This window comes from Pseudomonas putida, from assembly GCF_050990305.1.
GTDB lineage: Bacteria > Pseudomonadota > Gammaproteobacteria > Pseudomonadales > Pseudomonadaceae > Aquipseudomonas > Aquipseudomonas putida_AH.
Window position 1 is genome coordinate 4,169,181 of sequence record NZ_CP158817.1, and the last position, 25,359, is coordinate 4,194,539.

10 protein-coding genes are annotated in these 25,359 nt (G+C 60.9%); 6 read left to right on the top strand and 4 right to left on the bottom strand.

Annotation, left to right across the window (positions count from 1 at the left end; translation table 11 throughout):
- Positions 1 to 144: 144 nt before the first annotated feature.
- The 6 genes from ABTV22_RS18795 to ABTV22_RS18820 all read left to right on the top strand — a co-directional run bounded on the left by ABTV22_RS18795 (position 145) and on the right by ABTV22_RS18820 (position 19,441).
- Positions 145 to 11,490 (top strand): VCBS domain-containing protein, encoded by an 11,346-nt coding sequence (locus ABTV22_RS18795; RefSeq protein ID WP_433735999.1) that lies wholly within the window; start codon positions 145 to 147, stop codon positions 11,488 to 11,490.
- A 29-nt stretch (positions 11,491 to 11,519) separates the two neighbouring features.
- Positions 11,520 to 13,055: a TolC family protein gene (locus ABTV22_RS18800; RefSeq protein ID WP_433736000.1), complete on the top strand. Its 1,536-nt coding sequence runs from the start codon at positions 11,520 to 11,522 to the stop codon at positions 13,053 to 13,055.
- A gap of 19 nt (positions 13,056 to 13,074) precedes the next feature.
- Entirely contained in the window at positions 13,075 to 13,800 is a 726-nt protein-coding gene (locus ABTV22_RS18805; protein WP_433741448.1) for an efflux RND transporter periplasmic adaptor subunit, read from the top strand.
- Positions 13,797 to 15,143, top strand: a complete 1,347-nt coding sequence (locus ABTV22_RS18810; protein WP_433736001.1) for an efflux RND transporter periplasmic adaptor subunit — start codon at positions 13,797 to 13,799, stop codon at positions 15,141 to 15,143. The genes ABTV22_RS18805 and ABTV22_RS18810 overlap by 4 nt, the downstream gene beginning before the upstream one ends.
- Entirely contained in the window at positions 15,143 to 17,239 is a 2,097-nt protein-coding gene (locus ABTV22_RS18815) for an HlyD family efflux transporter periplasmic adaptor subunit (protein WP_433736002.1), read from the top strand. Before ABTV22_RS18810 ends, ABTV22_RS18815 begins: the two co-directional genes overlap by 1 nt.
- Before the next feature lie 549 nt (positions 17,240 to 17,788).
- Positions 17,789 to 19,441, top strand: a complete 1,653-nt coding sequence (locus tag ABTV22_RS18820) for an arylsulfatase (RefSeq protein WP_433736003.1) — start codon at positions 17,789 to 17,791, stop codon at positions 19,439 to 19,441.
- Positions 19,442 to 19,485: 44 nt separating this feature from the next.
- Here the strand turns inward: ABTV22_RS18820 and ABTV22_RS18825 are convergent, their stop codons facing one another.
- From ABTV22_RS18825 to ABTV22_RS18840, 4 genes are all read right to left on the bottom strand, one after another.
- Complete coding sequence (locus ABTV22_RS18825; RefSeq protein WP_433736004.1) at positions 19,486 to 19,944, bottom strand: GNAT family N-acetyltransferase; 459 nt, start codon at positions 19,942 to 19,944, stop codon at positions 19,486 to 19,488.
- A 143-nt stretch (positions 19,945 to 20,087) separates the two neighbouring features.
- Positions 20,088 to 21,308, bottom strand: coding sequence for a hypothetical protein (locus tag ABTV22_RS18830; protein WP_433736005.1), 1,221 nt, complete (start codon positions 21,306 to 21,308; stop codon positions 20,088 to 20,090).
- Between the two features lie 8 nt (positions 21,309 to 21,316).
- The gene (locus ABTV22_RS18835; RefSeq protein WP_433736006.1) at positions 21,317 to 22,123 is read right to left on the bottom strand and encodes a hypothetical protein; all 807 of its coding nucleotides are present in this window, start codon (positions 22,121 to 22,123) and stop codon (positions 21,317 to 21,319) included.
- A complete protein-coding gene (locus ABTV22_RS18840; RefSeq protein ID WP_433736007.1) occupies positions 22,086 to 24,839 on the bottom strand; it encodes a glycoside hydrolase family 19 protein in 2,754 nt (917 codons plus the stop codon). Before ABTV22_RS18840 ends, ABTV22_RS18835 begins: the two co-directional genes overlap by 38 nt.
- Positions 24,840 to 25,359: the final 520 nt, after the last annotated feature.

Consider the following 25,359-nt stretch of genomic DNA (forward strand, 5'->3'; position numbering starts at 1 on the left):
CTACACCACATGTCCCTACCCGCTCTGAATTGGGGCTTTCACCATGGAAATGTAAAAAATTCGTTCTACGCTAAACCTGTCCAATAGTGGGCGTTTTGTACAAAGGATTGGTTCAACGCGAAGGCAGGTTGAGGGGCTTCCACTATGCAAGAAACACCGCGTCTTTTTTCCGGCCTTCATTTGCGCCCGCAGCGTCAGGCATTGGCCCTGGAGCCAAGGATCCTGTTCGACGGTGCCGCCGCTTCGGCCGCCGCCGATCAGCATCACAGCGACCCAGCTGAAGCGGCTCACCCCGCAGCCGACCCGGCTGCCACGCCCGCCAGCCCGACCGAAGGCCGGCCCGCCACCGAGCAGGCCCCCTCGGCCGCGCGCAGCCTGCTGGTGATCGACAGCCGCATCGAAAACCGCGAGCAACTGATGGCGCAACTTCCGGGGAACGTCACGGCAATTGTGGTGAACACCGGTGAAGATGGCCTGGCAGCGATCTCCGCGGCATTGGCGCAACTGGGCAAGGTCGATTCGATTCAGGTGCTTTCCCACGGCGCCTCCGGACAATTCACCCTGGGCAACCGCACAATCACCGCAGACAACGTCGACCAACTCGGCAAGACCCTCGAACAGTGGCGCAACAACCTGACCCAGGGCGCCGACATCCAGCTCTACGGGTGCGATATCGGGGCGGGCGCGGCCGGTAAAACCCTGGTCACCGAACTGGCGCGCTGGACCGGCGCCGATGTGGCCGCCTCCAGCAACGACACGGGCAGCAAGGCCGCAGGCGGCGACTGGACCCTGGAAACCCGAGTCGGCGATATCGACAAGGCCATCGCCCTCAGCAGCACCGCCATGGCCAATTTCGATGGTTTGCTGGCCGATGCCGCCCCCACCGTGACCTTGCCGGCTACCGGCAGCGATGTGCTGCTGGGTGACCGTTTTACCTTTACCGTCAACTTCAACAACACCTCCACCCAGGCCGGTTTCGCCCCGTTCATCAACCTGGCGCTGCCGGCCACCGGCAAGGATGGCGATGACGGGGTCAACTTCATCTCCGCCACCTACCTGGGACAAAACCTGATTACCCATACGGTGACATTCGACGCAGCCGGCAACGCGACCCATCCGCTGGCCAAGGACGCCAACGGCAATTTCCTGATCATCAATGCGGCAACCTTTGGCATGCGCGCCGGCGACAAGCTGGTGGTCATCGAACTGCCCTTTGCCAGCGTCACCAACCAGCAGCCAGTGATCCCGGTGCAGATCACCGCCAGCCTGAGCAACCTGGCCGACACCGATTTCTCCAACGGCAGCCCGGACCTGACCATTCGCGCCAGCGGCGGCTTCCAGTTCGGCAATGATGCACTGGACAACCCAACCAACGACCCGAGCCTGATCCAGGCCGGCAGCGCAGCGTTTGTGGTGCACCCGACCGTCATCACCTTTGACGAAACCATCACCACGCCCGAAGGCGAAACCGCCACAGGGCCGAACTACGGCCGCACCCTGACGGTGACCGTAACGCCCGCACCGGGCCAGACACTGTCCCACGTCATCGTCACGCAACCACTGCCGGACAATATCCAGGTCACGGCCATCACGCCCGGTCCCGGAGGCCGCCTGACGTCCATCACGCTGCACGACGGCACGGTGGTCACCAACCCGACGGCGATTGCACAGCTGATCGCGTCCGATACCGTGTACATCAACTCTTTTACCGTCGAGTACGACACCCTGACCGCCGCCACCAACACCCAGGTGGCGTTCTACGTGCCGGAAGTGGACGCCAACGGCCAGGCGATCATCAACCCGGTCACCGGCGACGCTGTCACCATCACCCTCGGCGCGCCGACGGCCAGCGGTCAATGGGCACCGCTGGACCCACGCGATGTCGTGGCGCCCAACACCACCATCGATTTTTCGGGCACCGGGCGGCCCGTCGACTTCGTCGCCAAGTCCATCACCCTGCTCAAACAAGTGACCTTGCAGACCGACATCGGCCAGACCGGTATCACCCCCGGCGACACATTGCAGTACACGCTGAACCTGGCGATTTCCGACTACTTCGCCTTCGGCAAGGACTTCTTCAATCAAGGCCAACTGGTCATTCGCGACCAGCTCAGCGACGGGCAAACCCTGACCGGCACACCGACCTTGACCGTCACCCTCGCCGGCGTGCCACAAACCATCACTCTGGTGACCACCACGGTGGTCAATGGCGATGGCACCACGTCGATTGTCTTCGACATTGCCCAATCGTTGCGTAATGCCTTTTCCAATATTCGTGGCTGGCTCAATGGCGACCTGGCCTTCGATGATCGCCTGGAAGGTGCGGTGCTGGCGGTGCTCAGCTATTCGGCCATCGTCGGCCAAACCTACAAGCCGCCATCGGGCGCGCCCCACAGCGAAATCAACGAGGGCGACGCGATAGGCAACACCGCTGTGGTCGATGGCACGCTGCTGCAAGACATTTTCAACCTGACCGGGCAAAGCGAAACCGACGGTTCGGCGACCACCAGCGTGATCCCGACCAACACCGTCGATATCAACATCGTCGAGGTCAATAACGGCACGCCACCGGCCAGCGGCGAACTGCGGCCGGGCGATGAGGTGACCTTCGAGCTGAGCTACGACCTGGTCACCGGCGACTACGAGCAGTTCAAGCTCACCGCGTACCTGCCGCTGCCCTTGTTCGACGTAACAGGCGTGACCTGGGCAACGGGCGCCAATCCCGGCCAATGGCAAATCGGGCCCGGCAACACCAATGCCGGAGGCGTGCTCACCGTGACCAGCGCCGCCGGCAACTCGGTGGTGTTCGATTTCGGCAGCTTCGTCACCGCCGACACCACCGGCAGCCGCATCGTCGTGCGCTTTACCCTGCGTGTCGGCGACCAGCCGTTTGCCGACCAGCGCTCGTTGGATGTGTTGGCGCAATCGAGCCAGCAAACCACCCTCACCGACCAAACCCTGATTTCCTCGGACGTGGTGGCCATCGTCTCGGTGGCCGAACCGGTGCTGGCGATCAAGCACGGCGTGGTGTCCGGCACCAACGGCACGGTCAGCAACACCACCGGCAGCTGGAACCCTCCGGGTAGCACCGGGGTACCGTTCAATGGCAGCGTGACCGACCTGGCGGCGGTGGACGGCAACATCACCGGCATCGACGGCGGCGATACCCTGCGCATGGTGACCGCCATCGAAAACACCGGCGGTGGCGGCGCCTTCGACGTCCGCACCAGCATCACCCTGCCCACGGGCGTGAGCTTCGTCGGCGGCAGCCTGGCTGCCGCCAATCTGCAAATTTTTCGTGGCAACGGCACCGCACTGGTGCTGGGTGTCGACTACAGCGTCAGCGGCAACCAGATCACCTTCCTCGACGCCGGTGGCCAAGCCACCCTGCTCGCCGGTCGCAGCGGCACTGCCGCCGACACCAGCGGCGCCAACCTGGTGGTGATCAGTTATGACGTGGTCGTCAGCTCGACCATCGAAGCCAGTCGCAGCCTGCAAAGCACCGCGACCCTGAGCAACTACGCCAGCGTCGACGGCGGCACTGACTTCACCCCCACCGACCTGACTGACCTGTCCAGCCAGCAAGTGGCGGCACCGGTCATTACCAAAGTGTTTGCCGATGGCACCTTGGACAACGGCGATTCCAGTGCCACCCACACCACCGGCAGCGATCTGGTGATCGGCGAAAGCATGCGCTACGACATCGTCGTCACCCTGCCTGAAGGCACCACGCAAACCCTGCGCATCGAAGACCTGATCCCGCCGGGCATGCGCCTGGACACCACGTTCAACGGCGGCCTGGGCTATCAGATCATCACCACCCGGGCCGGCAGTGGCGCGCTGGGCGCCGACTTTGTCGGCAGTATCGTGGTCAGCGGTTTTACCGGTCAGGGCGGCGCTCTGGGCGGTGACGGTGTCGACGCACGCTGGACCTTCAGCGTATCTGGCGCCACCGCCGACAACGTGACCGGCAACAACACGTTCGTGATTCGCCTGCAACTGGTGGCCAACAACGTGATTGCCAACCAGGCCAACAAGTCCCTGCAAAACAGCGCGCAATTGATCTTCAGCGATCCGGACAGTGACACGCCCAACGGCAACGTGGCGGTGGACCGTACCGTCGCCCTTACCGGTGGCCAACCCACCGTGACCCTGCGCGAGCCGACCCTGACGGTCACCCAGGTACTGACTTCGACCTCGGGTCTGGGCGGTTACGACCAGGGCGACACGGTGACCTTCACCATCACCTTGAGTAACGGCAACGGCGGCAGCGATTTCAGCGCCTTCGACATCAGCTTCCTCGACAACCTGCCCACCCAACTGGACAACATCATCCTGACGGGCAAGTTGTATCAGGGCGGCGCGACCAACAACGGCGGCGTGGATTTCGAAATCGTCAACGGCCAGTTGCGCACCGTCAACGGCGCCAACATCGACATCGCCAAGGGCGGCAGCATCGTGTTGAGCCTGTCCGGCGTGGTCAATGCCACGGCGGCGTCGCAGTCCAACTTCACTAACCTGGCGACCGTGCAGTGGACCAGCCTCGATGGCACCCAAAGTGGCGAACGCACAGGTGTCGACGGCACGCTCAATGGCGGCACACTCAACGACTATCGCAACAGTTCGGTGCTGGTGGTGCCGGTGGCCCAGGCGATCCAGATTTCCCGGGTCGGCGGCTTGCCGGATACGGCGGCACCGGCGCCGACCACGGCGCCCGTGGAAGCGGTGACCATTGGCGAAGTGATCCGCTATCGCGTGGTGGTACTGGTGCCGGAAGGCGACAACCCCAACTACCGGATTCAGATCACCCTGGCCAACGGCCTGCAATTCATCTCCCCCGATGCGCTGGTCAATGCCTTGCGCATCGGCTTTATTTCCAATGGCGGGCTGACCAGCGATGCCAACCTGATCGTCGGCGGCACCCTGAACATCGATGGCAACGAAAACAGCCCTCAAGCCTTACCCATCACCCCGGACCTGTTGGGCCTGGGCCCGACCGGCGTGTTCGATCCCAGCCGCCTGACCGTCGTCACCAACCCCGACGGCAGCCAGACCATCACCTTCAATCTCGGCAACGTGGTCAACGGCAATGGCACCGATGACGACCTGGAAGGTGTGGTGCTGGAATTCAACGTGCGGGTCGCCAACCAGGCGAGCAACATCGCTGGTGCCCAGTTGGGCGCCAGTGCCCTTGAGATCGTCAACGGCGCGGGCCGGGCGGCCAGCAACACCATCCTGGAACGCATCGTCGAGCCGAGCTTCAACGGCCTGGACAAGCAAGTGGTGGCGTTCGACCCGAACCCTTCGGGCACCACCGGCACCGCCACGGTGCAACTGAGTTTTACCCAGAACGGCGGCCTGCCGGCGTTCGACGCCCAAGTGGTCGACAACTTTGCCGGCGGCAGCAATTACACCCTGATCAGCGTCACCATCAACGGCACCACCTTCGGGCCGGGCAACCTGCCCGCCGGCGTGACCTTCAGCACCACCGGTGGCCTGAGCGTCAACTTCGATCAACTGGATGTCGGCGCCCAAGTCCAGGTGCGCTATCAAGTCACCCTGCCCAACAACGCGGTGGTTGCCAGCAGCAACGCCACCCTGACCTGGAGCAGCCTGCCTGAAGACTTCACCAGTTGGGGCGGCAACAGCGTCGGCATCGACGGCACCATCAATGGCGAGCGCACCGGCAGCACGGTCGGCCCTAACCAGTACATCTTGCGCGACAACGCCGGGCTGGGCGTGATCACCGGCACGCTGTGGAATGACACCGCGTCGGCCACCGGCAGCACCGTTCCGGATGGCCCCGGCCTTGCCGGACAAACCGTCACCCTGACCTGGGCTGGCGCCGACGGGCAGCTTGGGACCACCGCCGACAACCTGGTGTTCACGACCGTGACCGACGCCAACGGCCAGTACCATTTCGGTGTGCTGCCACTGGGCGTATTCCGCATCGACGCCCCACCGGGACTGGTGACCTTCCCGCAGCCGGTCGGCGATTTGCGCGTACGCATCGACAGCGACGGCGGCACCCTCGGGCAGATCACCATCACCCTGGGCGACGCCGATACCCAGGCGGCGAACGCCGGTTATGTCGAGCAGAACGACGCGCCGGTCAATACCCTGCCCGGCACCCAACAAGGTCTGGAAGACGTTCCCCTGAATATCACCGGCATCAGCGTCGCGGACGTCGATGTCAATCGCGATCCGAACGTCGCCGATCGCAACATCAGCGTGACCTTGAGCGTGCTGCACGGCACCTTGTCCCTGGGCACTACTTTGCCGGGCGTGACCGTCAGCGGCGCCAATACCGCCAACCTCACCCTCAATGGCACCCTGGCCGACGTCAATACCGTACTGGCCAGCCTGCGCTATCTGGGCAACCAGGACTTCAACGGCACCGACACCCTGACCGTGGTCAGCAATGACCAGGGCAACTTCGGTGACGCCAATGGCGATGGCACGCCGGGCACCGCCGCCGACGCATTGACCGACACCGATACACTGCAAATCGTCCTGGCGCCGGTCAATGACCCACCGATTGGTGTCGATGACAGCGCCACCGCCGTGGAAGCCGGCGGCACCAACAACAATGTGATTGGCGTCGACCCCACCGGCCAGTTGCTGACCAACGACACCGACGTCGACATCGCCACCAATGCCGACAAGTTGCATGTGGTGTCCGTGGCTTCGGTCAACAATTCCGGTGCGCAAACGCCGGTGCAAGGCGTGACGGTAATCATCGGTCAATACGGTCAACTGTTGGTCGGTAGCAACGGTGCCTATCAATACATCGTCGATAACAACAATCCGCTGGTGCAGGCGCTGCGCCTGTCCGGCCAGACCCTGACCGACCGTTTCGACTACGTGCTGGCCGACCTGGCCGGCGAAACCGACGTTGCCAGGCTGACCGTGACCATCCAGGGTGCAAACGACACCCCCGTTGGCGTTAACGATACGGGCATCGCGATCGAGGCAGGTGGTGTGTTCAATGGCACTGCGGGCGATGATGCCCGTGGCAATGTGTTGACCAATGACACCGACGTCGACACAGCGGCCAATGGCGAAACCAAAACCGTCACCGGTATTCGCGCGGTCGCCGAAGGCAACCCCGGCAGCTTCAGCCCCGTGGGCACCCCGATTGCCGGGCTCTATGGCACCTTGACCATCAATGCCAACGGCACCTACACCTACGTCGTCAACAACGACAACATCACCGTGCAGCGCCTGAGCGCCGGTGAGCAGTTGATCGAAATCTTCAGCTACCGGGTCACCGACGCCGGTGGCCTGAACGACGTGGCGCAATTGAACATCGTGATCCAGGGTGCCAACGACAACCCGGTGGCCAGCGACGATGCCGCCGACGCGCAGGCGGCTTCCACCAACGGCAACGCCACCGAGAGCAACCCGACCGGCAACGTCATTCTGTTCCCCAGCCGTCCCGGTACCGTCGACAACGGCATCGATACGGACGTCGATGCGGCCGACCAGCCCAGCGAGCAGTTGCATGTCGACGGCGTGATCAACAAAAGCGAGGCCACCTTTGATCCGCTCAATGACGTACTGACCGCTGTCACCGCCGGCAGCACCCAGGCCAACGGTACGGTGGTGGTCGGGCAGTTCGGAACTCTGCGCATCGGCGCCGACGGCTCGTTCTTCTACGATGTCGACAGCACCAACGCTACGGTCCAGGGCCTGCAAGCCGGGCAAACACTCACCGAGTTTTTCACCTATCGCGTGGTCGATACCAAGGGGCTGACCGATACCGCGCAACTGGTGATCACCGTGCACGGCGTGAACGATCCACCCGTGGCGCAGAACGTCATTTCGATCGCCACCGAAAGTGGCGGCGTGAACAACACCACGCCCGGCGTCAATCCGGTGGGTGATGCGACCGTCAATGCCTTCGATCCGGACGGCGATCCATTGACCGTCACGTTCATTCGCGCCGGCGCGGAAAGCGCCGGGGGCACCTCGGTGCCGGTGGTGGCGGGCGGTACGGTGGTCGTCGGTCTATACGGCACCCTGACCATCAATCCCGATGGCAGCTACAGCTATGTCGTCGATAACAACAACGCGGACGTCCAGGCGCTGCGCCGCGGCTCCGACCTGTTGCTCGAACGTTTCACCTACACCATCAGCGATGGCGTCAACCCCAACCCGGAAACCGACACCGCCGAGATCATCGTGTTGATTCGCGGCCAGAACGACAACCCGGTGGCCAACGATGACAGCACCATGGCCACCGAAGCCGGTGGCGTGAACAACAACCTGCCGGGCGTGGACCCCACCGGCAATGTGCTGAGCGATCTTCCGGGCATTGACACCGATGTCGACGGTGGTGAAATTCCCGCCGACCTGCCTGATCACAACTACGGCGAGACTCGCGCCGTGGCGTCGGTGCGTACCGGTGTCGAGGGCTCGGCGGGCACTGCAGGGACCCTGGGCACCGAACTGCGCGGCACCTATGGCTGGCTCACACTGAACGCCGACGGCAGCTACAGCTATCGCCTGGACAACAACATGGCTGAGGTGCAGGCCCTGCGTGCCGGCAACACCCTGGTCGACAACTTCAACTACAACGTGATCGACGCTGCCGGTGCGCAGGACACCGCGACCCTGACCATCACCATCCAGGGCGCCAACGACGCGCCCGTGGCGCAGAACGATGTCAACACCGCTATCGAGGCCGGTGGCCTGAATAACGCCACGCCGGGCATCAACCCCAGCGGCAACGTATTGACCAACGACAGTGATGTCGATCGTAACGGTGAAACCCTGAGCGTGATCGACGTGCGCCAGGGCACGTCCGTCGGGGTGATCGGATCGGGCCTGGCCGGTGCTTTCGGCACCCTGACCCTTGGCGCCAACGGCAATTACACCTACGTGCTCGACAACAGCAACCCGCAGGTCCAGGCCTTGCGCACCAACGGCGATGTGCTGACCGAAACCTTCACCTATACGATCCGCGATCTGGCCGGTGCCACCAGCACGGCAACGCTGACCATCACCATTCGCGGCACCAACGACAACCCGCTGGCGGTCGACGACAGCACTGTCGCCGTCGAAGCCGGCGGCACCGCCAACGCCACACCGGGGATCAACCCCAGCGGCAATGTGCTGAGCAATGACACCGACGTCGATGCCAATGACGGCAAGTTCGTCACGGGCATCCGCACCGGTAGCGAAGCGGCCGGTGGAACGTTCACCGGGGTCATCGCCCCTCAGACCCTCAATGGTCTGTACGGCACGCTGACCATCTCCATCAACGGCACTTACAGCTACGCGGTCAACAACAACCTCGCAGCGGTCCAGGCCCTCAAGGTCGGTGATTCGCTGGTGGAAACCTTCACCTATCGCATGCGCGATATCGCCGGCGCCACCGACATCGCCCAGTTGAATATCCGCATCGACGGCGCCTGGGATGCGCCAGTGGCGACCAACGATGTCGCGGTGGCCGTGGCCGACAACGGTGCGGGCAACAGCGTCAACCCAACGCGCAACGTGCTGCCCAACGACACCGACGTCGATCAGGGCGATGTGCTGCACGTCACCGGCATTCGTTTCGGCACCGAAGCGGCCGGCGGTACGCTGGACGCCGTCAATCCGGGCACCGACAACACCAACGGCACGTTGATCAACGGTCAGTTCGGGCAATTGATCATCGGCGCCGACGGCAATTACACCTACATCATCGATTCCAGCAACCCGACCGTTCTGGCGCTGGGGCCGCTGCAGTTCCTCGATGAACACTTCACCTACCAGATCACCGACCTTGGCGGGCAAACCGACCTGGCGGAGATCCACATCATCATCCGTGGTCGCAACGACGCACCTCATGCCAACACCGATAGCGGCACCGCCGTGGAGGCCGGCGGCCTGAACAACGCACAGCCCGGTGTCGACCCTGGCGGCAACGTCATCGGCAACGATACCGACCTTGAGGGCGATGCCCTCACCGTAACGGCCGTGCACACCGGAGGCCTGAACGAAACCGGTACCAATGGCGTCATCGGCACGGCGCTGCGCGGGCAATACGGCGACCTGGTCCTGCTGCCCGATGGCACCTGGCGCTACACCCTCGACAACAGTCTGCAAGCGGTGCAGGCCCTGCGTGTCAGCGGGCAGACCCTGGTCGATGTGTTCACCTACACCTTGAGAGACTTCTTCGGCGCCACGTCCTCCGCCGAACTTCAAGTCACCGTCGACGGCCGCAACGACACCCCCATTGCCCAGGACGATGGCAACACCGCCCTCGAGGCCGGCGGGGTCAACAACGGCACACCGGGCACCAATGCCACCGGTAACGTGCTGGACAACGACAGCGACGTCGACAGCGTGGCCAATGGCGAGAGCAAACACGTGCTGACCGTCAGCGCCCAGAACGGCCAGAGCACCGGCGCAGGGCAAGTGTTGATCGGCCTTTACGGTCAGTTGACCCTCAATGCCGACGGCACCTACACCTACGTGATCGACAACAACAATGCGCAGGTGCAGGCCCTGCGCACCGCCGCCAATACCCTGAGCGAAACCTTCACCTATCGGATGACGGATACAGCCGGCGCGACCTCGGATGCGCGTCTGACCATCGTGATCCAGGGCGCCAACGATGCGCCGGTGGCGCAGAACGACAGCGCCGTTGCCAGCGACCAGACCCCCGCTCCCCAGGCCACCGGCAACGTGTTGCCCAACGACAGCGACGTGGACGCCAACGATGGCCTGCAAGTGGTCGCCGTGCGCACCGGCAGCGAAACCGGCACCGGCACGACGGGCGTGATCGGCCAGCCGATCCTCGGCCTTTACGGCACCCTGGTGTTGAATGCCGACGGCAGCTACACCTACACCATCGACCAGACCAACCCCGCCGTTCTGGCCGCCGCCGGACTGGGGCAAGTGCTGCAGGATGTCTTCACCTACACCATCAACGACATCAACGGCGCCAGCGACCAGGCCGAACTGGTGATCAACCTGAACATCGCCTCGCCGTTCATTCCGGCGCCACAAGGTAATTTCTTCGACAACGACCCGAACGACCCCAACCGCGTTTTGCGCCTGCCTGACCCGATTCCGGCCGTCTTTATCACCCCGGTGGTGGAGCGTGAGGCGCAGGTACTGGAAGTGTCGAGCTGGGGCGCCGATGGTTCGAACCTGCGCCTTGCCAGCACTGGCGAATTCGCGGTTGATTCGCTGGGTGCAGGATTGGGCTTGGTGCCGGGGCAATTCGTCGCTCAGGCCGTGCGTGAAAGCCGCGTGGAAAGCGACCTGGACCTGCTGTGGATTCTCGGCCGTCAGGGCCGTACCAGCCTGAGCGCCGATGGCCTGTTGGCCGATCCGTCGCTGTTCACCATTGACAGTGCCCACATGACCCAAGGCCCGGCGCAAGCCGAGAAACCCGCCGAGCCACGTCAGGCCCGGGGTTTCAGTGCCCAGTTGCGAACGGCTGCGAACCGTCTATACCCGGTCAATCGAGAACCTCGTAATCCGACCAATTGAAGTAAACCGGTGAACACAAAGGATTGAATATGCCCAAAAACGCGACCCGGCTGTTGAGTACCGCCCTCGTTTCGACGCTGCTGCTCAGCGCCTGCTCTTCGCTGGACCCCAAGCCCTCCACCGAAGAGGAAAACCGCCAGCGCATCCTTGCCGATCAGTCACGCATGTACGCCGGCCAGGAAGCTGTCACTGCGCCCATCACGTTCTATGAGGCGGCTGCGCGGGCGCTCAAGTACAACCTCGACTATCGCCTCAAACTCATGGAAAGCGCACTGGCCTCGGACCTGCGTGATTTGTCGAGCCACGAGATGCTGCCGCGCCTGGTCGCGTCGGCGGGCTACGCCGGACGTAACAACGACTCTGGCGGCACCTCCATCGGCATCGAGGACCGGCAAGTCAGCTTGCGTGCATCGACCTCGGAAGAGCGCTATCGCGAACTCTACGGATTAGGCTTGAGCTGGAGCCTGCTGGATTTCGGCGTGGCTTATTATCGAACCCAGCAAAAATCCGATCAGATCCTGATGGCCGAGGAACGCCGGCGTAAAGTCGCGCAGAACGTCTTGCAGGATGTGCGCAACGCTTATTGGCGAGCACTGGGTGCCCAACGCCTGATGCCGGAAGTCGACAAATTGCTGGCCCGCACCCAGACCGCCCTGACCTCGGCCCGGGATGCGGAAACCCGTGGCCTGCTGCCGCGCCAGGAAATCCTCGCCTACCAACGCGCCCTGCTCGACTCCATCTACCTGCTGACCGTGCGCCGCCAGGACCTTGAGTTCGCCCAGGCGGAACTGGCGGCGCTGATGTCGTTGCCACCGGGCGCGAAAATGGTCCTGGCCGACACCGCCGAACCGCCGCTGCCGGAACTGCACCAGAGCATCTCGCAGCTCGAACAACTGTCCATGGAAAACCGTCCGGAAATCATGGAGGAGTGGTACCGCAAACGCGTCAACCAAAAGGACCTGGACATCGCCAAGGCGCAGTTGTGGCCGAACGTCAGCTTCGACTACGGCTACCACTACGACTCGAACAAATTCAATTACAACAGCGACTGGAACGCGACCGGCCTGCAAGTTTCGATGAACCTGCTGCGTCTGTTGCAACTGCCCTCGCTCAATAGGGCGGAAAAATCCCAGAGTGAAACCGACGACACCCGGCGCGTGGCACTGTCGATGGCGATTCTGACTCAGGTGCGCGTCGGCGCCTTGCGCTATCAACTGGCGCGCCAGGAGGTGGAGTTCACTGACGATAGCCTGCGGGTCGATCGCAGCCTGCTCGATTACGCCCAGGCCGCCAAGACCGGCGCCCTGGGTTCGGAGCTGGAAGTGATCCGCGCCGAGGGTCGCTATCTGCTGTCGCGCTACCAGCGCGAAGCGGCCTTCTCCAGCGCCCAGGCGGCGTGGGGGCGGTTGTACAACTCGGTGGGGCTGGACGTGCTGCCCAACGAAATCGACAAACATGACATCAAGACCCTGGCCCGGGAAATCCAGAACACCTTGAACAAACAGGAGCAGCAACGGCTGCTCGTCACCCAGCAAGGAATGCCGAATGTTCAGACCCACCCGTGACGCGCGATGGTTATTGCTGATGTTGACCGCTGCCACCCTCGGGGTTCAGGCCCAGGACCCACCCATGGAAAGCGCCACGACGATCCGCGTGTTGCTCGCCGCTGAACTTGAGACCACCCTCTCAAGCCAGATGAACGGAACACTCGGTGAATTGAAAGCCACCTTCGGCGAACACGTAGACAAATCCGCCTTGCTCGCGCGCTTCAACTGCAACGAAGCCGAGGCACGCAGCAAGGTCGCGGTGGCTGAACTGGCGATGGCCAAACAGAATCTGGAAGCGAAAAAACAACTGCGTCAGCTCAATGCCGTTGGCGACATCGAAGTGTCGATGGCCAACACCGAAGTGCAAAAAGCCGAGGGCGCCCGAGCCATGGGCGTGGCCCAGAGTGGCTACTGCCAGGTGCTGGCGCCGTTTTCCGGGACGGTGGCCAAGGTCTACGTCAAACCCTATCAAACCGTCAGCGCCGGCACGCCACTGTTCGACCTGGTCAGCGATGGCGCGTTGAAAGTGCGGCTGAACGTCCCCTCGAACATGCTCAAGACCCTGAAGAAAGGCATGCCGTTGCAAGTGAACATCCATGAGACGGGCAAAAACTATGCGGCCCATGTCACGGTGGTCAATTCGCGGGTCGATGCGGTGGCGCAAACGGTTGAACTGGAAGCTCGGCTCGACGAGAAATTTCCTGACTTGATGGCCGGCATGAGTGGCACGGCGCAGTTCAATCAGGATACGGCCCAGCCATGACCATGAATGAGCCCCTGCCCCACCCGCACCTGCTGCTGGAGCTCGATGCCCTGCGCGACAAGGCCATCGCTGCTGACTCTTTGAACGCCCTGGCCTTCAGCATGGCCAACGACCTGTATCCGCTGTTGCCGTTTCATCAGGCGCTGGTGTTTGCCCAGCGCGACACTTCACTGGAGCTGTTGTGTGTCTCCGGGCTGTCACGCCCCAGCGAGGATTCGCCCTATCTGGTATGGCTGCGCCGCGCCAGTCGCTGGATCGCCACCCAGGTGCCGGACGGCGAACCGGTCTGGTTGACCCAGGACACCACCTCGGCACCCGCGGACATTGCCGAAGGCTGGAGTGAATGGTGGCCGTCGGGTCTGTGGTGCGTGCCGATACAGGACCGAGATGGGCATCGACTGGGTCTGTTGTTGCTGTTGCTCGAACAGGAGCCGCCCGCCGTGCTGCGTCAGGTCCTGGCCGGCCCGATCAACACCTGGGCTTACTGCTGGACCGCATTGACCAAGCGTCGGCGTTTCGGTCGCTGGTGGCCCAATCGCAAGCAGCTGCTGCTGGGGTTGCTGGTGCTCGGTGCCTTGCTGTTGTTGCCGGTGCGGCAAACGGCCTTGGCGCCCACCGAGATTGTGTCCCGTCAGGCGCAGATCATCAGTTCGCCCATCGATGGGGTGATCGAACATATCCAGGTCCGTCCCAACCAACCCGTAGACACCGGCACGCCGCTGTTTTCCCTGGACGAAACCACCCTGCGCAGCCGCGCCGAAGTCCTCGGCAAGGAAGTGGCAGTCGCCGATGCCGAATTGCAGGCCGCCAGTCAGCGGGCCTTCGACAACCCACAGAGCAAAGGCGAACTGACCCTGCTCGAAGGTCGTTCGCAACAGCGTCGGGCCGAGCTGGCGGCGGTGCAGGCGCAGCTCAAACGCACCCAGGTGCTTTCACCGCGCGCCGGTGTCGCAGTGTTCAGCGACCCCAATGACTGGCTGGGCAAACCGGTGGTGACCGGCGAGCGGATCATGCAAGTGGCCGACCCGACCCAACCGGCCATGTTGATTCAACTGGCGGTGGCCGACGCCATCGCGCTTGAACCTGGCGCCGAGGTCACGCTGTTCCTGACGGCGTACCCGCTGACCCCGCTCAAGGGCACGATCCTGGAAACCAGTTATCAGGCCCGGCCCAGCGATGAAGGCGTCGTCGCCTACCGCCTGCTGGCGAGCATCGATGGCACGCCGGAACACGCCCGCCTCGGCCTGCACGGCACGGCCAAGCTGTATGGCGGCCGGGTGATGCTCGGTTATTACTTGCTGCGTCGACCGCTGGCGACATTGCGCGCTTGGAGTGGCTGGTAATGCTCGATCCCGCCGACATTCCCGTGCCCCCATTGCGCGAGGACCTGCGTTTGAGCGAAGCCGCCCACGGCAGCAGCGGCGAGCCGGCGTGGGTGATCCAGGACACAGTGATCAACCGTTTCTACCGCATCGGCTGGCTCGAGTTCGAATGCCTGTTGCGCTGGGGTCAGTCGCCCCGAAAAATCAGCGAGCAGATCGCCGAAGGCACCGCGCTCAAGCCCGATGTCGAGCAGATCCTCGACTTTCGCCAGTTTCTCGAACAACACCAGTTGCTGCGTGCCGGGCCCGCAGCGTTGGCGCGCTTGCAGGCCAAGGGCGAGGAAGGCAGTTGGTTGAGTTGGCGCTGGTGGCTGCACCACTACTTGTTTTTCCGCATTCCGCTGCTGCATCCGCAGCAACTGTTGCAACACCTGGCCCATGCCCTGCGCTGGCTGTTCCACCCGCTGACCGCGATCCTGGTGGTGTGCCTGAGCGTGCTGGGGGTGATTCTGGTCCTGCAGCAATGGGACAGCTTTACCAGCGCGGTGGTCGAATCGTTCTCCACCGAAGGCCTGTTCAGTTTCGCCCTGGCGCTGATCGTCGCCAAAACCCTGCATGAACTGGGGCATGCGCTGGTGGCGACACGATTGGGGTTGCGCGTCGGGCACATGGGCATCGCCTTCGTGGTGCTGTGGCCAATGCTCTACACCGACACCGGTGAAAGCTGGAAGCTCAGCCGCTCACGCCAGCGGCTGGCCATCGCTTCGGCCGGGATCGTCACCGAACTGTCCCTGGCCGGGCTCTCGACCCTGGGTTGGGCATTGTGCGATCCGGGTGCATTGCGCAACGCCCTGCTGTACCTGGCGACCACCAGTTGGCTGTTGTCGTTGGCGTTGAACGCCAGCCCGTTCATGCGCTTCGACGGATACTTCATCCTTTCCGACCTGCTGGACTTCCCCAACCTGCACGAGCGCGCCTCGGCACTCGCCCGGGTCACCCTGCGGCGCAACCTGCTGGGTTTGCAGGAAGACTGGCCGGAAGTGTTCCCCACCAGCCAGCGCCGGCTGCTGGTGACCTTCGCCATCATCACTTGGGTCTATCGGCTGGTGTTGTTTCTGGGGATCGCCCTGGCGGTCTACCTGTTCTTCTTCAAATTGCTCGGGATCATTCTGTTCATGGTTGAACTGTCCTGGTTTATCGCCATGCCGGTGGTGCGCGAATTGGGCCACTGGTGGAGCCATCGCGCGGGTATTCCACGCCTGCGCAAAGTGCTGTTCTATGCAGTACTGGGCCTGATCCTGATCGGCCTCGCCCTGCCCTGGCGCACCCAGATCGACGCCGTCGGCGTGGCCCGCGCGGAGCACCAATTACGGGTTTATGCGCCCTACCCGGCGCGGCTGAAATCGATTCACGAAGAGGGTCCGGTCAAGGCTGGCGAGGTGCTGGTGGTGCTGGACGAGCCGGACATCGCCTCACGTATACAGAGCAGCGAAGCCAATGCCCGCAGCTATGAAGCACGACTGTCCGGACTGCTGGCCGACCCCGGTGGTCTGGCCGAAGATTCGGTCACCCGCCAGCGCTTGAACGTGCAGTTCGAGGAAGCCCGGGCCGCCCGCTCGGAAATCGCCCGGCTCAACCTGCAAACCCCGTTTGCCGGCCTGTGGCTGGACGTCAACCCGGACTGGAAAACCGGCCAGTGGATCGGCCGTCAGGAACCCCTGGGCATCCTGATCGATCCGCGCAGCTGGCAAGTGGACGCCTACGTTGCCCAGGACCAGGTGCACCGCCTGGTCACCGGCGACCGTGTGCGTTTTTACCCCGACGGCCAGACCACACCACTGAGCGGCAAGGTGCTGGTGATCGGCAGTACCCGCGCCAGCCAATTGTCCCACCGCATGTTGTCGTCACGCTTTGGCGGGCCGGTGCCGACCACACCACAGGAACATGAGCTGGTGCCGAGCGCTGCCTTGTTCCAGGTGCTGATCCAACTTGACGAGCCCCTGCCGAGCCTGCGCGAAACCCGTGGACACCTGAAAATCGAAGGCGAGCGCCGCAGTGTGCTGGGCGATGTGGCGACCCATTTTCTCGCGGTGTTGATGCGCGAAAGCGGGTTTTGAAAGATTGAAGGTGACAAACCTGTAGGAGCGAGCCTGCTCGCGATAGCGGTGTGTCAGTCGACATCAATGTCGAATGTGCCGCCGTCATCGCGGGCAAGCCTCGCTCCTACAGTTAATGCTGTTCACTTAAGTAGATCTTGAGACGAGTTTTACATTGTGGCGAGGGGATTTATCCCCGCTGGGTCGCGAAGCGGCCCCAAAAAATGGGCCTGCTGTGAAGGCCAATGGGGCGGTGCGACGCTTCGCTATATCCCCTCGCCACAAAGGTGAGTGCCTGTCTTTAAGTGAACAGCATTACGCCCCTACAGTAAGTGTTTACGCTGGAAAATCGACGAACGATGCCAATTACGCGGCGTACGGTTGCGCGCCGCGTAAGTTGCGGAACTAATCTTCCACGACCGCCTTGAATAGCGTACGGGATGCCCATTCTTCCGATAGAAACCTTCCTCGAACTGTCCAGGCGCATGCTTGGGTGATCACGCACCAGGATCCTTATTGTTTTGCCTCCCGTTGAGTGGTCTGGCAGCAATTTCCCAGAGGAAACCGTGTATGAATAGGCACTCGCACCGCATCAGGTTTTACGTTGCGTGTTCATTGATCTTGGCACTCAACGGCATCGCACAAGCAGCACAGACCGAAAAACCCAACATCCTGTTCATCGTCTCCGACGACACCGGCTACGGTGACCTGGGGCCTTACGGAGGCGGCGTCGGTCGCGGCATGCCAACGCCGCGCATCGATGAACTGGCCGCCGAAGGCACGACCTTTTTCTCCTTCTACGCCCAACCCAGCTGCACGCCGGGTCGGGCCGCCATGCAGACCGGACGCATCCCTAACCGCAGCGGCATGACCACCGTGGCGTTCCAGGGCCAGGGCGGCGGCTTGCCGGCGGCGGAATGGACGCTGGCGTCCGTTCTGAAAACCGGGGGCTACGAGACATATTTCACCGGCAAGTGGCACTTGGGCGAAGCCGATTACGCCCTGCCCAACGCCCAGGGCTATGACGTGATGAAATACGTCGGCCTGTATCACCTCAATGCCTACACCTACGCCGACCCTACCTGGTTCCCGGACATGGATGACGAGACCCGCGCCATGTTCACCAAGGTGACCCAAGGCGCGCTGTCGGCCAAGGCCGGAGAAAAAGCCGTTGAAGAGTTCAAGATCAACGGCCAGTACGTCGACACCCCCGTGGTGGATGGCAAGCCCGGTGTCGTCGGCATTCCATTCTTCGACAACTACGTGGAAAAGGCGGCGCTGGAGTTTCTCGACACCGCCGCGAAATCAAACAAACCGTTCTTTATCAACGTCAACTTCATGAAGGTTCACCAGCCCAACTTGCCGTCGCCGGAGTTCGTCCACAAGTCGATCTCCAAGACCAAGTACGCCGACTCCATCGTGGAACTCGATACCCACATCGGGCGCATCATGGACAAGCTCAAAGCGCTGGGTCTGGATAAGAACACCCTGGTGGTCTACACCACCGACAACGGTGCCTGGCAGGACGTTTACCCCGATGCCGGCTACACGCCGTTCCGTGGCACCAAGGGCACGGTGCGTGAAGGCGGCAACCGGGTACCGGCGATCATGGTCTGGCCCGGCAAGATCAAGGCCGATCAAAAAAACCACGACATCATCGGCGGCTTGGACCTGATGGCGACGTTCGCCTCCGTGGCTGGCATCAAACTTCCGGACAAGGACCGCGAAGGCAAGCCGATCATCTTCGACAGCTACGACATGACCCCGGTGCTGCTCGGCACCGGGCCTGATCCGCGCAAGGAATGGTTCTACTTCACCGAGAACGAACTGTCCCCCGGCGCCGCCCGGGTGGGCAACTACAAGGCGGTGTTCAACTTGAGGGGCGACAACGGCGCCGTGACCGGTGGCCTGGCCGTCGACTCCAACCAGGGCTGGAAAGGCCCGACCAAGTACGTGGCGACCGTGCCGCAAGTGTTCGACCTGCTGCAGGATCCGCAGGAGCGCTACGACATCTTCATGAATAACTACACCGAGCACACCTGGACCATGGTTCCGATCAGCATGGCAATCACAAAGCTGATGAAAACCTACGTTCAATACCCGCCACGCAAACTGCAAAGCATGAGCTACGACGGCCCGATCGAGTTGTCCAAATACCAGAAATTTCAATCGGTTCGGGAGGATCTGGAGAAAGAAGGCATTACCCTGCCAATGCCTAACTAGCGACTGTGGTGGCAGCCTCGTCGAGGCTGCCACTTCATTGAAGGTCAGCCCTGTTTCAAGTCCAGGCAATAGGTGTCGTAACCCGCGTCGCGCACCCAGCCGAGGGATTCATACAGACGCTGTGCACTGTGATTGTCGGTGGCGGTTTCCAGGGTCATGCCCTTGGCGCCCATCAGCCGGGCAAAGTCCCGGGCGGTGTTCATCAACAACGTCCCTACCCCTTTGCCGCGAGCGGCGGGCGTGGTGAACAGGTCCCCCAGCAGCCAGGTACGGTGCGCGTCGATGGAGGAGAAGGTCGGGAACATCTGCACGAAGCCCAGGGCTTCGCCGCTGTCATCCACGGCATGGAAAATCACCGACTCGTTGCGGGCGATACGCTCGGCGATGAAGGCGCGGGATTGTGGCAGGTTTGGTGGTTGGCCGTAGAAACCGCGATAGGCGTCGAACAACGGGGCGATGGTGTCGAGGTGGGAAGCGTCGGCGCGCAGGGCCTGGATGGGCATGGGGGTGTTCCATTGGACGTGTTGGGATTTACAGCCTAGCAAAGATCAAAAGATCGCAGCCTGCGGCAGCGCCTACACGGGACCGGTGTAGGCGCTGCCGCAGGTTGCGATCTTTTGACTTTAATACCCGAACAACAAGACTCCTACTTCAAAACTGGAGAAGCAGGCATCAACACCGTGCCCCACAGCCCAGCCGCGCCACCACTGAAGATGAATTGCGGCCCAGTCCCACGCTGAATCGCCTGCGTCCCCGCAACGACGGCTAACCAAGGCGAAGCGCAGCCTGGATGACCCAGTGCTGCATCGAGGTTGCACAATCCCGGCTTCTTGACTGACACGGATATTTCGGACAACACACTTGCAATGGCAACAGCCCGTCGCGCATCAATACCCACCCGCCAAACCTGCTCGACTGCTCTCGACTCAAGCGGCACCCAATCAAGCGCCTGACGCGTAGCGTAAAGCAGGTCCTCGGTGGTGGGCTTGCGCTCCTGTTCCGGGCGGTGCAGATAGGCAATCGGCGGTAATGTGGTTTGCGTCAGACGGTTGCCAAACAACAACCCGACGGCGGCTTCCGCCGTGCCTTCAGGTTGCGTCGGCGCAAACTGCACGGCCACCACCAGCAGCATCGCCTGATCACGGATACGCTGATCGAGCCAATAGTCAAATGCCGCCAGCCCGCTGCCATCGACGGAACTGATGGGTTGGCGAATGCCGGATTCGCGCCATGCCTGTCTCCAAACCCGACGCCATTGCTTCTGCGGCAATCCGGTATCGACATCCAGCAACAGGGCCAAAGGCTGATCATCAGGCAACTGCGCCAAAGTGGGTGCAAGATCGGCCAGCGTCTGCGCCAACACACTCAGCAATATCGCTTCCGGGTTTTCATCTGCATCTTGGGACAAACAACTATGACGCAGTACTGTTCCGTCCTGCCTGGACGTTTGAGACTTCAGCGCTCGCGTCCCACTCAGCAGAGCGTCCAGTTGCATTTGCGGCTCATCCACAAGTTCCTGAACAGCAGTCTGCAAGCTCACGCCCAACACCTGCTGTGATCGACGGCCCTGACGAATGTTGCGGATCAGGTCTTCTTCACGAGCCTCATCCCAACCATCGGCGGCGCCTTGTTGGCCTGCGTATAAAAACACTCGCACGAGGCCCAGCGCGCACCAACTCAGGATTGGAATGATTAAGGCAAGGCGCCAGAAATCCGCGGGGCGCTGGGGCAGTGTTTCGTCGCCGAATAACAGCGTCGCGCCTGTGCCCAGCAGACAGAACAGCAATAACAGGCCGAGCCAAAGTAAAAATCGAGGTCGTTGGGGGCGCTGTGCGGGTGGGGGGATTTTATCCAGTCTGATTGGCATGCTTTCACCTAATTCGCCGAAAAGTTAATCGATTTGCACTGCGCCCACTTCGTAATCATCTTTACTTTTGATTGGTATGAGACCTTGCACCATCCGGCCGTCGAGTCCTCCACTAAAACTCTGTCCCCTTTGATTAGATACATCTTGCTTGAATACTGCGGAATCGGCTCAGAAGCCCCCTCATTAAGATAGGTTTTCTCCAAAATGGTGCCTGTGATTTTTTTGTCGGCAATTATAGCGCTAAACAATTTCGAGCTAACCGCCTCTTCAACACTCTCTTTATCCTTGTATGGATACACATAAGTCGAGTGCCCTTCTTCATCGACATTACTCCCGCCCAAATCAAAAAAACGAGTGCGTTTTTTATCGAGAGCTAGAGTATTTCCCTCCCGTTTAATAATGCTGACGCTGTGGATGTCACTTACCGAATCCCACGACCTTGGTGCTTCCATGCGGTGAATAACAATTAGCATTTCATCAAGCACTCCGTCAACTGGAAGAAAAAATGCGTCCGTGATTTTTCCTTGCGTGCCAGCGTATGGAAATTCATAAATAAGTTTTGGTTTTTCAGTCGAGACAACTGAGTAAAGGGATATTTCATCAGGATCACGAGACAATTGCTTCTCGGTTTCCACATCTGTCTTTGTGTAAACGAAGCATGCTTTCACCCCATGTGCATCCATAGAGTGATAAGCCTCTCGAAAACCAGTACTACCGCAATCCACATCGCTCGCTACAGCCGTCGATCCAAACAAATAGGCAAAGAACACAATTAACTTAATCATTTCGATTACACCGACTGCTAAAATGAGCATTGAACCTCTTAGTGATCTCCCGCTTGTACTTCTGCCGATCAGACAAACCTGCCAGCCCCATATTTATAGGTCGAGTTACTGCGGTAACACCAGCATCCCCACTTATCGACCGATCCTCCGCAATCGCAGCTATACGTCTCACCTTCCAGAACCACAGCGCTGTTTCTATCGCAACGGCGAAATCCTTCTCTAGAAGTTCTGGATTAGAGTCAATCGGCAGCCCTGTTTCTTTAGCGCACCTCTTATAGGTTTCATAATGAGTGAGGTGAATCAGTCCCCGCCCTCTAAAATCTTTCCCTGGCTGTTCAGCATTGCCATAACAATGCAATCCATAGGCGGCGTCATTACCAATGAGATGTTCATCTATCCACATCAGTTTTTCTTCATCACTGGCGAAGGAAAGTTCTCTTCTAGAAAATCCCGCATTGATAACAGTCGGCGACAACCGATAAAGCTTAGCGGCACTGTATGTCCTCCTCGAATAGTTCAATGACTCTCGAAACTGTAAAAACCCTCCGGTCTCTTTCTTTGCTTGTGCGAGTAGGTGGGTGATTTGTTCGCAGCTATTTACGCCATACTTCTTGAATAGAGTTTTACCTGCTTCGATCATCGCACTGATGAAAAGCGGGTTCACTTCATTGCCGCATACTTCACTCAAAAAATCTTTCGTCAACTCGAGCTTGGCACCGCAGAATTTGCAGTTCAGCATTTCATTTACAGATTGCGCGAAACAACCTACCAACCCAATCGGATGAAAGTGATAAGCGCTCCCCCAAGAAGGCAACCCCACCTTCTCCGCCACTTCCTTCCACCACCCCATCTGCGCAATCCGCTGCTTTTCCGCCAGCCAGTGCAGATGCGGTGTCGAGCCGCTATGGCCAAGCAATTCATCCAGTGCGTCCCAGACCTTGGGCTGGTGAAACCATTCGCTTTCCTTGTAAAGGATCAACTGCGAAATCGACTGCGCATGAGCCGGGCGCTCAAGGGCTGCTTGCAGTTCGGTGGCGGTCATCTTGCCGTCGCGGTTGCGATCGATGATTTCGTACAACCGGCTCTTCATCGGCCCCTTGTCGTCTTTTTCGGCGATGGGACGATAACGCTCGCGTTGCGCGTCGGTGAGACCGTCGATGGCGCTGAGAAAGGACGCCAGCATGTGTTTGGGCCGGCTGAAATCGATGATGACGTCATAGCCCTCCCATGCCCACGGACTGACCCAGGGCGTTACGCCGACTTCTTCACACACCCAGCCATCGAGCAGGTTGTTGTCGGCGTCGTGCAACAGGTTTTCCAGGCGATACCAATTGCGGGCCTTGCGTGTCGAGGTCGCCAGCACTTGGATTTTTCGGTCTGCCGGCAGTTGATCGAGCAAGCTCTTGGGAACCAGCAAGTCGGCGGCACTCAGCGGGCTGGAAGCACTGGAAACCAGCAATTGCCCAGCGGTGGTATTTCCTTCCGGCGGTACCACGGGTGTGCCCTTGGCGAGCTTCAGCCACGTTTTGTCTTTTTCTGGCAGGCGTTGGGCCCAGGCTCGACTGTTTTCGATGAACGCTTCGATGTCATCGCCAGTGAAGGTTTCCAGGTGCAGCTTCTCCGTCGGCAGATTCGCGTCACCCTCCTGATACAGGCCGAGATGGCCGATCAGGTCTCCGGCCTTGATCGCCACGGGCTCGTCCAGCACCACGATCTGATCTTTCGCTAGCGGCTCAATGGCGCCGTCGAGTGAATCAAACTGCACATACTGGTCGATGCGTTCGAGCTTGCGAAAGGCGCCTTCGCCACTGACCGTGACCTGCGAATTGACCGGTAAATCGAAAATGACGTTATCCGCCGCAATCACCGGCTCCGCGCGGACATTGACGATCTTTTTCGACGAACTGATCCGGGTCCACCTGTGGTCCGGGTGTTGGAGCACCTGGATAGAGACATAACCCTTGAGCGAGCCATCGGGGTTGAGCAGTTTGGCCGGTCCCAGGCTGCTTTCGAGTTTGCGAAATTGACCCTCGCCACTGATGGTCACCTCGGCGCCTCGCGGCAGAAAATCGATGGCCCGGCCATGCCACTTGTTGTACACATTCAGGCCGCGCCGGTCGGGCTGCCCGGGAAAAGGGTCGTTGGCGGTCTGCTTGACCATAAAGGTCGGACGCTCGGGCCAGAATGCCGGGCGGGCAAGGGTCGAGTCCTGCTGGTACTTGGCCCAGTCCTGCAGGTGCATGTAGAAGCTGTAGAAGGTCAGGCTCGGAGGAATGTCGGTGCTGCCTTCGATCTTTGGTGGTTGAAGGCGATGGCGGACCAACACGAAGTTGCACGTGTCAGGTTTCTCCACTGCTCGCTTATTGACGAAGTAAGTCGTTTTCGGCGAATTCGTATCGATGCGATAAGCCACCACTTCGCCGTCGGCCAGGCAATGCACACTGGATTGGTCCAGCGTGCCGGCGGTGCCGCTGTCGAAGTGCACCCCGCCGTGCCACAGGCCGTTGCGGCCGAGTGGGTAGTAGCCGGCCATCGCATTGGCCAGGTGGGTCAGTTGCGTTAGAGGATCGCGTTTGTCTTTGAATGGATGGCACCAGTTTTTCACCGGCGGCAGCGTTTCAGATGGTGAGGGTGTGGGGGCGGGCCGGGTGCTCGGCGTCGGCAAAATTGGCGCGTTCGGTTGATCGAATCGCTCGTCGCGGTGGTTGCGGTGAAGTCCGAAAAGTCGGGAAAGCAAACTGGCCATGTTGAGTGTCGCTCCTTGTTCTGCGAAAAGAATCCGGCAGAGATATCCGTGAGTTCCAAGAACTTGTGGCTGGTGCAGGAGGAGGCGTCATGTCCATCCCCGTTCAAGCGCTTGCCAGCCTGAGGAGGCTGAAATTTGTTGAAAAGAGGACGCGTCCTAAAAGCGCGTAGGACGCTTCCTAGATCGGGTAAATGCTGATCCGTAAGCGTTTTGCAGCGCGGTTTAAAGGGATTGAACGAAGGGCTGTCGGCTGCTTTCTGGCGTTTTCCGGGGTGCGCTTTTTAACGTGTTTAAAAAGCCCGCCAGGTTACTTGATGTAAGCCACAGCGCCTTGCGTCGTTGCCTACGGTTACGCCAGAATCCGCCGGCTTGTGCGCCTTGGGGTCGATCGGTAGCTTGATTCGCGTCACTGATTGTCAGTGATCGGGTTTAGTAGCCCGTGGTTTTATCAGCTAGGTGCATGGCGTTGTCGGTCAGGTGATCCCCATCCCTGATTTGATGGTGGCTGTACGCAGGGCGC

Excerpts from the sequence above, each read along its gene's own strand:
- ABTV22_RS18795 (WP_433735999.1), top strand. The coding sequence starts at position 145 with ATGCAAGAAACACCGCGTCTTTTTTCCGGCCTTCATTTGCGCCCGCAG.
- ABTV22_RS18800 (WP_433736000.1), top strand. The coding sequence starts at position 11,520 with ATGCCCAAAAACGCGACCCGGCTGTTGAGTACCGCCCTCGTTTCGACG.
- ABTV22_RS18805 (WP_433741448.1), top strand. The coding sequence starts at position 13,075 with ATGTTGACCGCTGCCACCCTCGGGGTTCAGGCCCAGGACCCACCCATG.
- ABTV22_RS18810 (WP_433736001.1), top strand. The coding sequence starts at position 13,797 with ATGACCATGAATGAGCCCCTGCCCCACCCGCACCTGCTGCTGGAGCTC.
- ABTV22_RS18815 (WP_433736002.1), top strand. The coding sequence starts at position 15,143 with ATGCTCGATCCCGCCGACATTCCCGTGCCCCCATTGCGCGAGGACCTG.
- ABTV22_RS18820 (WP_433736003.1), top strand. The coding sequence starts at position 17,789 with ATGAATAGGCACTCGCACCGCATCAGGTTTTACGTTGCGTGTTCATTG.
- ABTV22_RS18825 (WP_433736004.1), bottom strand. The coding sequence starts at position 19,944 with ATGCCCATCCAGGCCCTGCGCGCCGACGCTTCCCACCTCGACACCATC.
- ABTV22_RS18830 (WP_433736005.1), bottom strand. The coding sequence starts at position 21,308 with ATGCCAATCAGACTGGATAAAATCCCCCCACCCGCACAGCGCCCCCAA.
- ABTV22_RS18835 (WP_433736006.1), bottom strand. The coding sequence starts at position 22,123 with ATGCTCATTTTAGCAGTCGGTGTAATCGAAATGATTAAGTTAATTGTG.
- ABTV22_RS18840 (WP_433736007.1), bottom strand. The coding sequence starts at position 24,839 with ATGGCCAGTTTGCTTTCCCGACTTTTCGGACTTCACCGCAACCACCGC.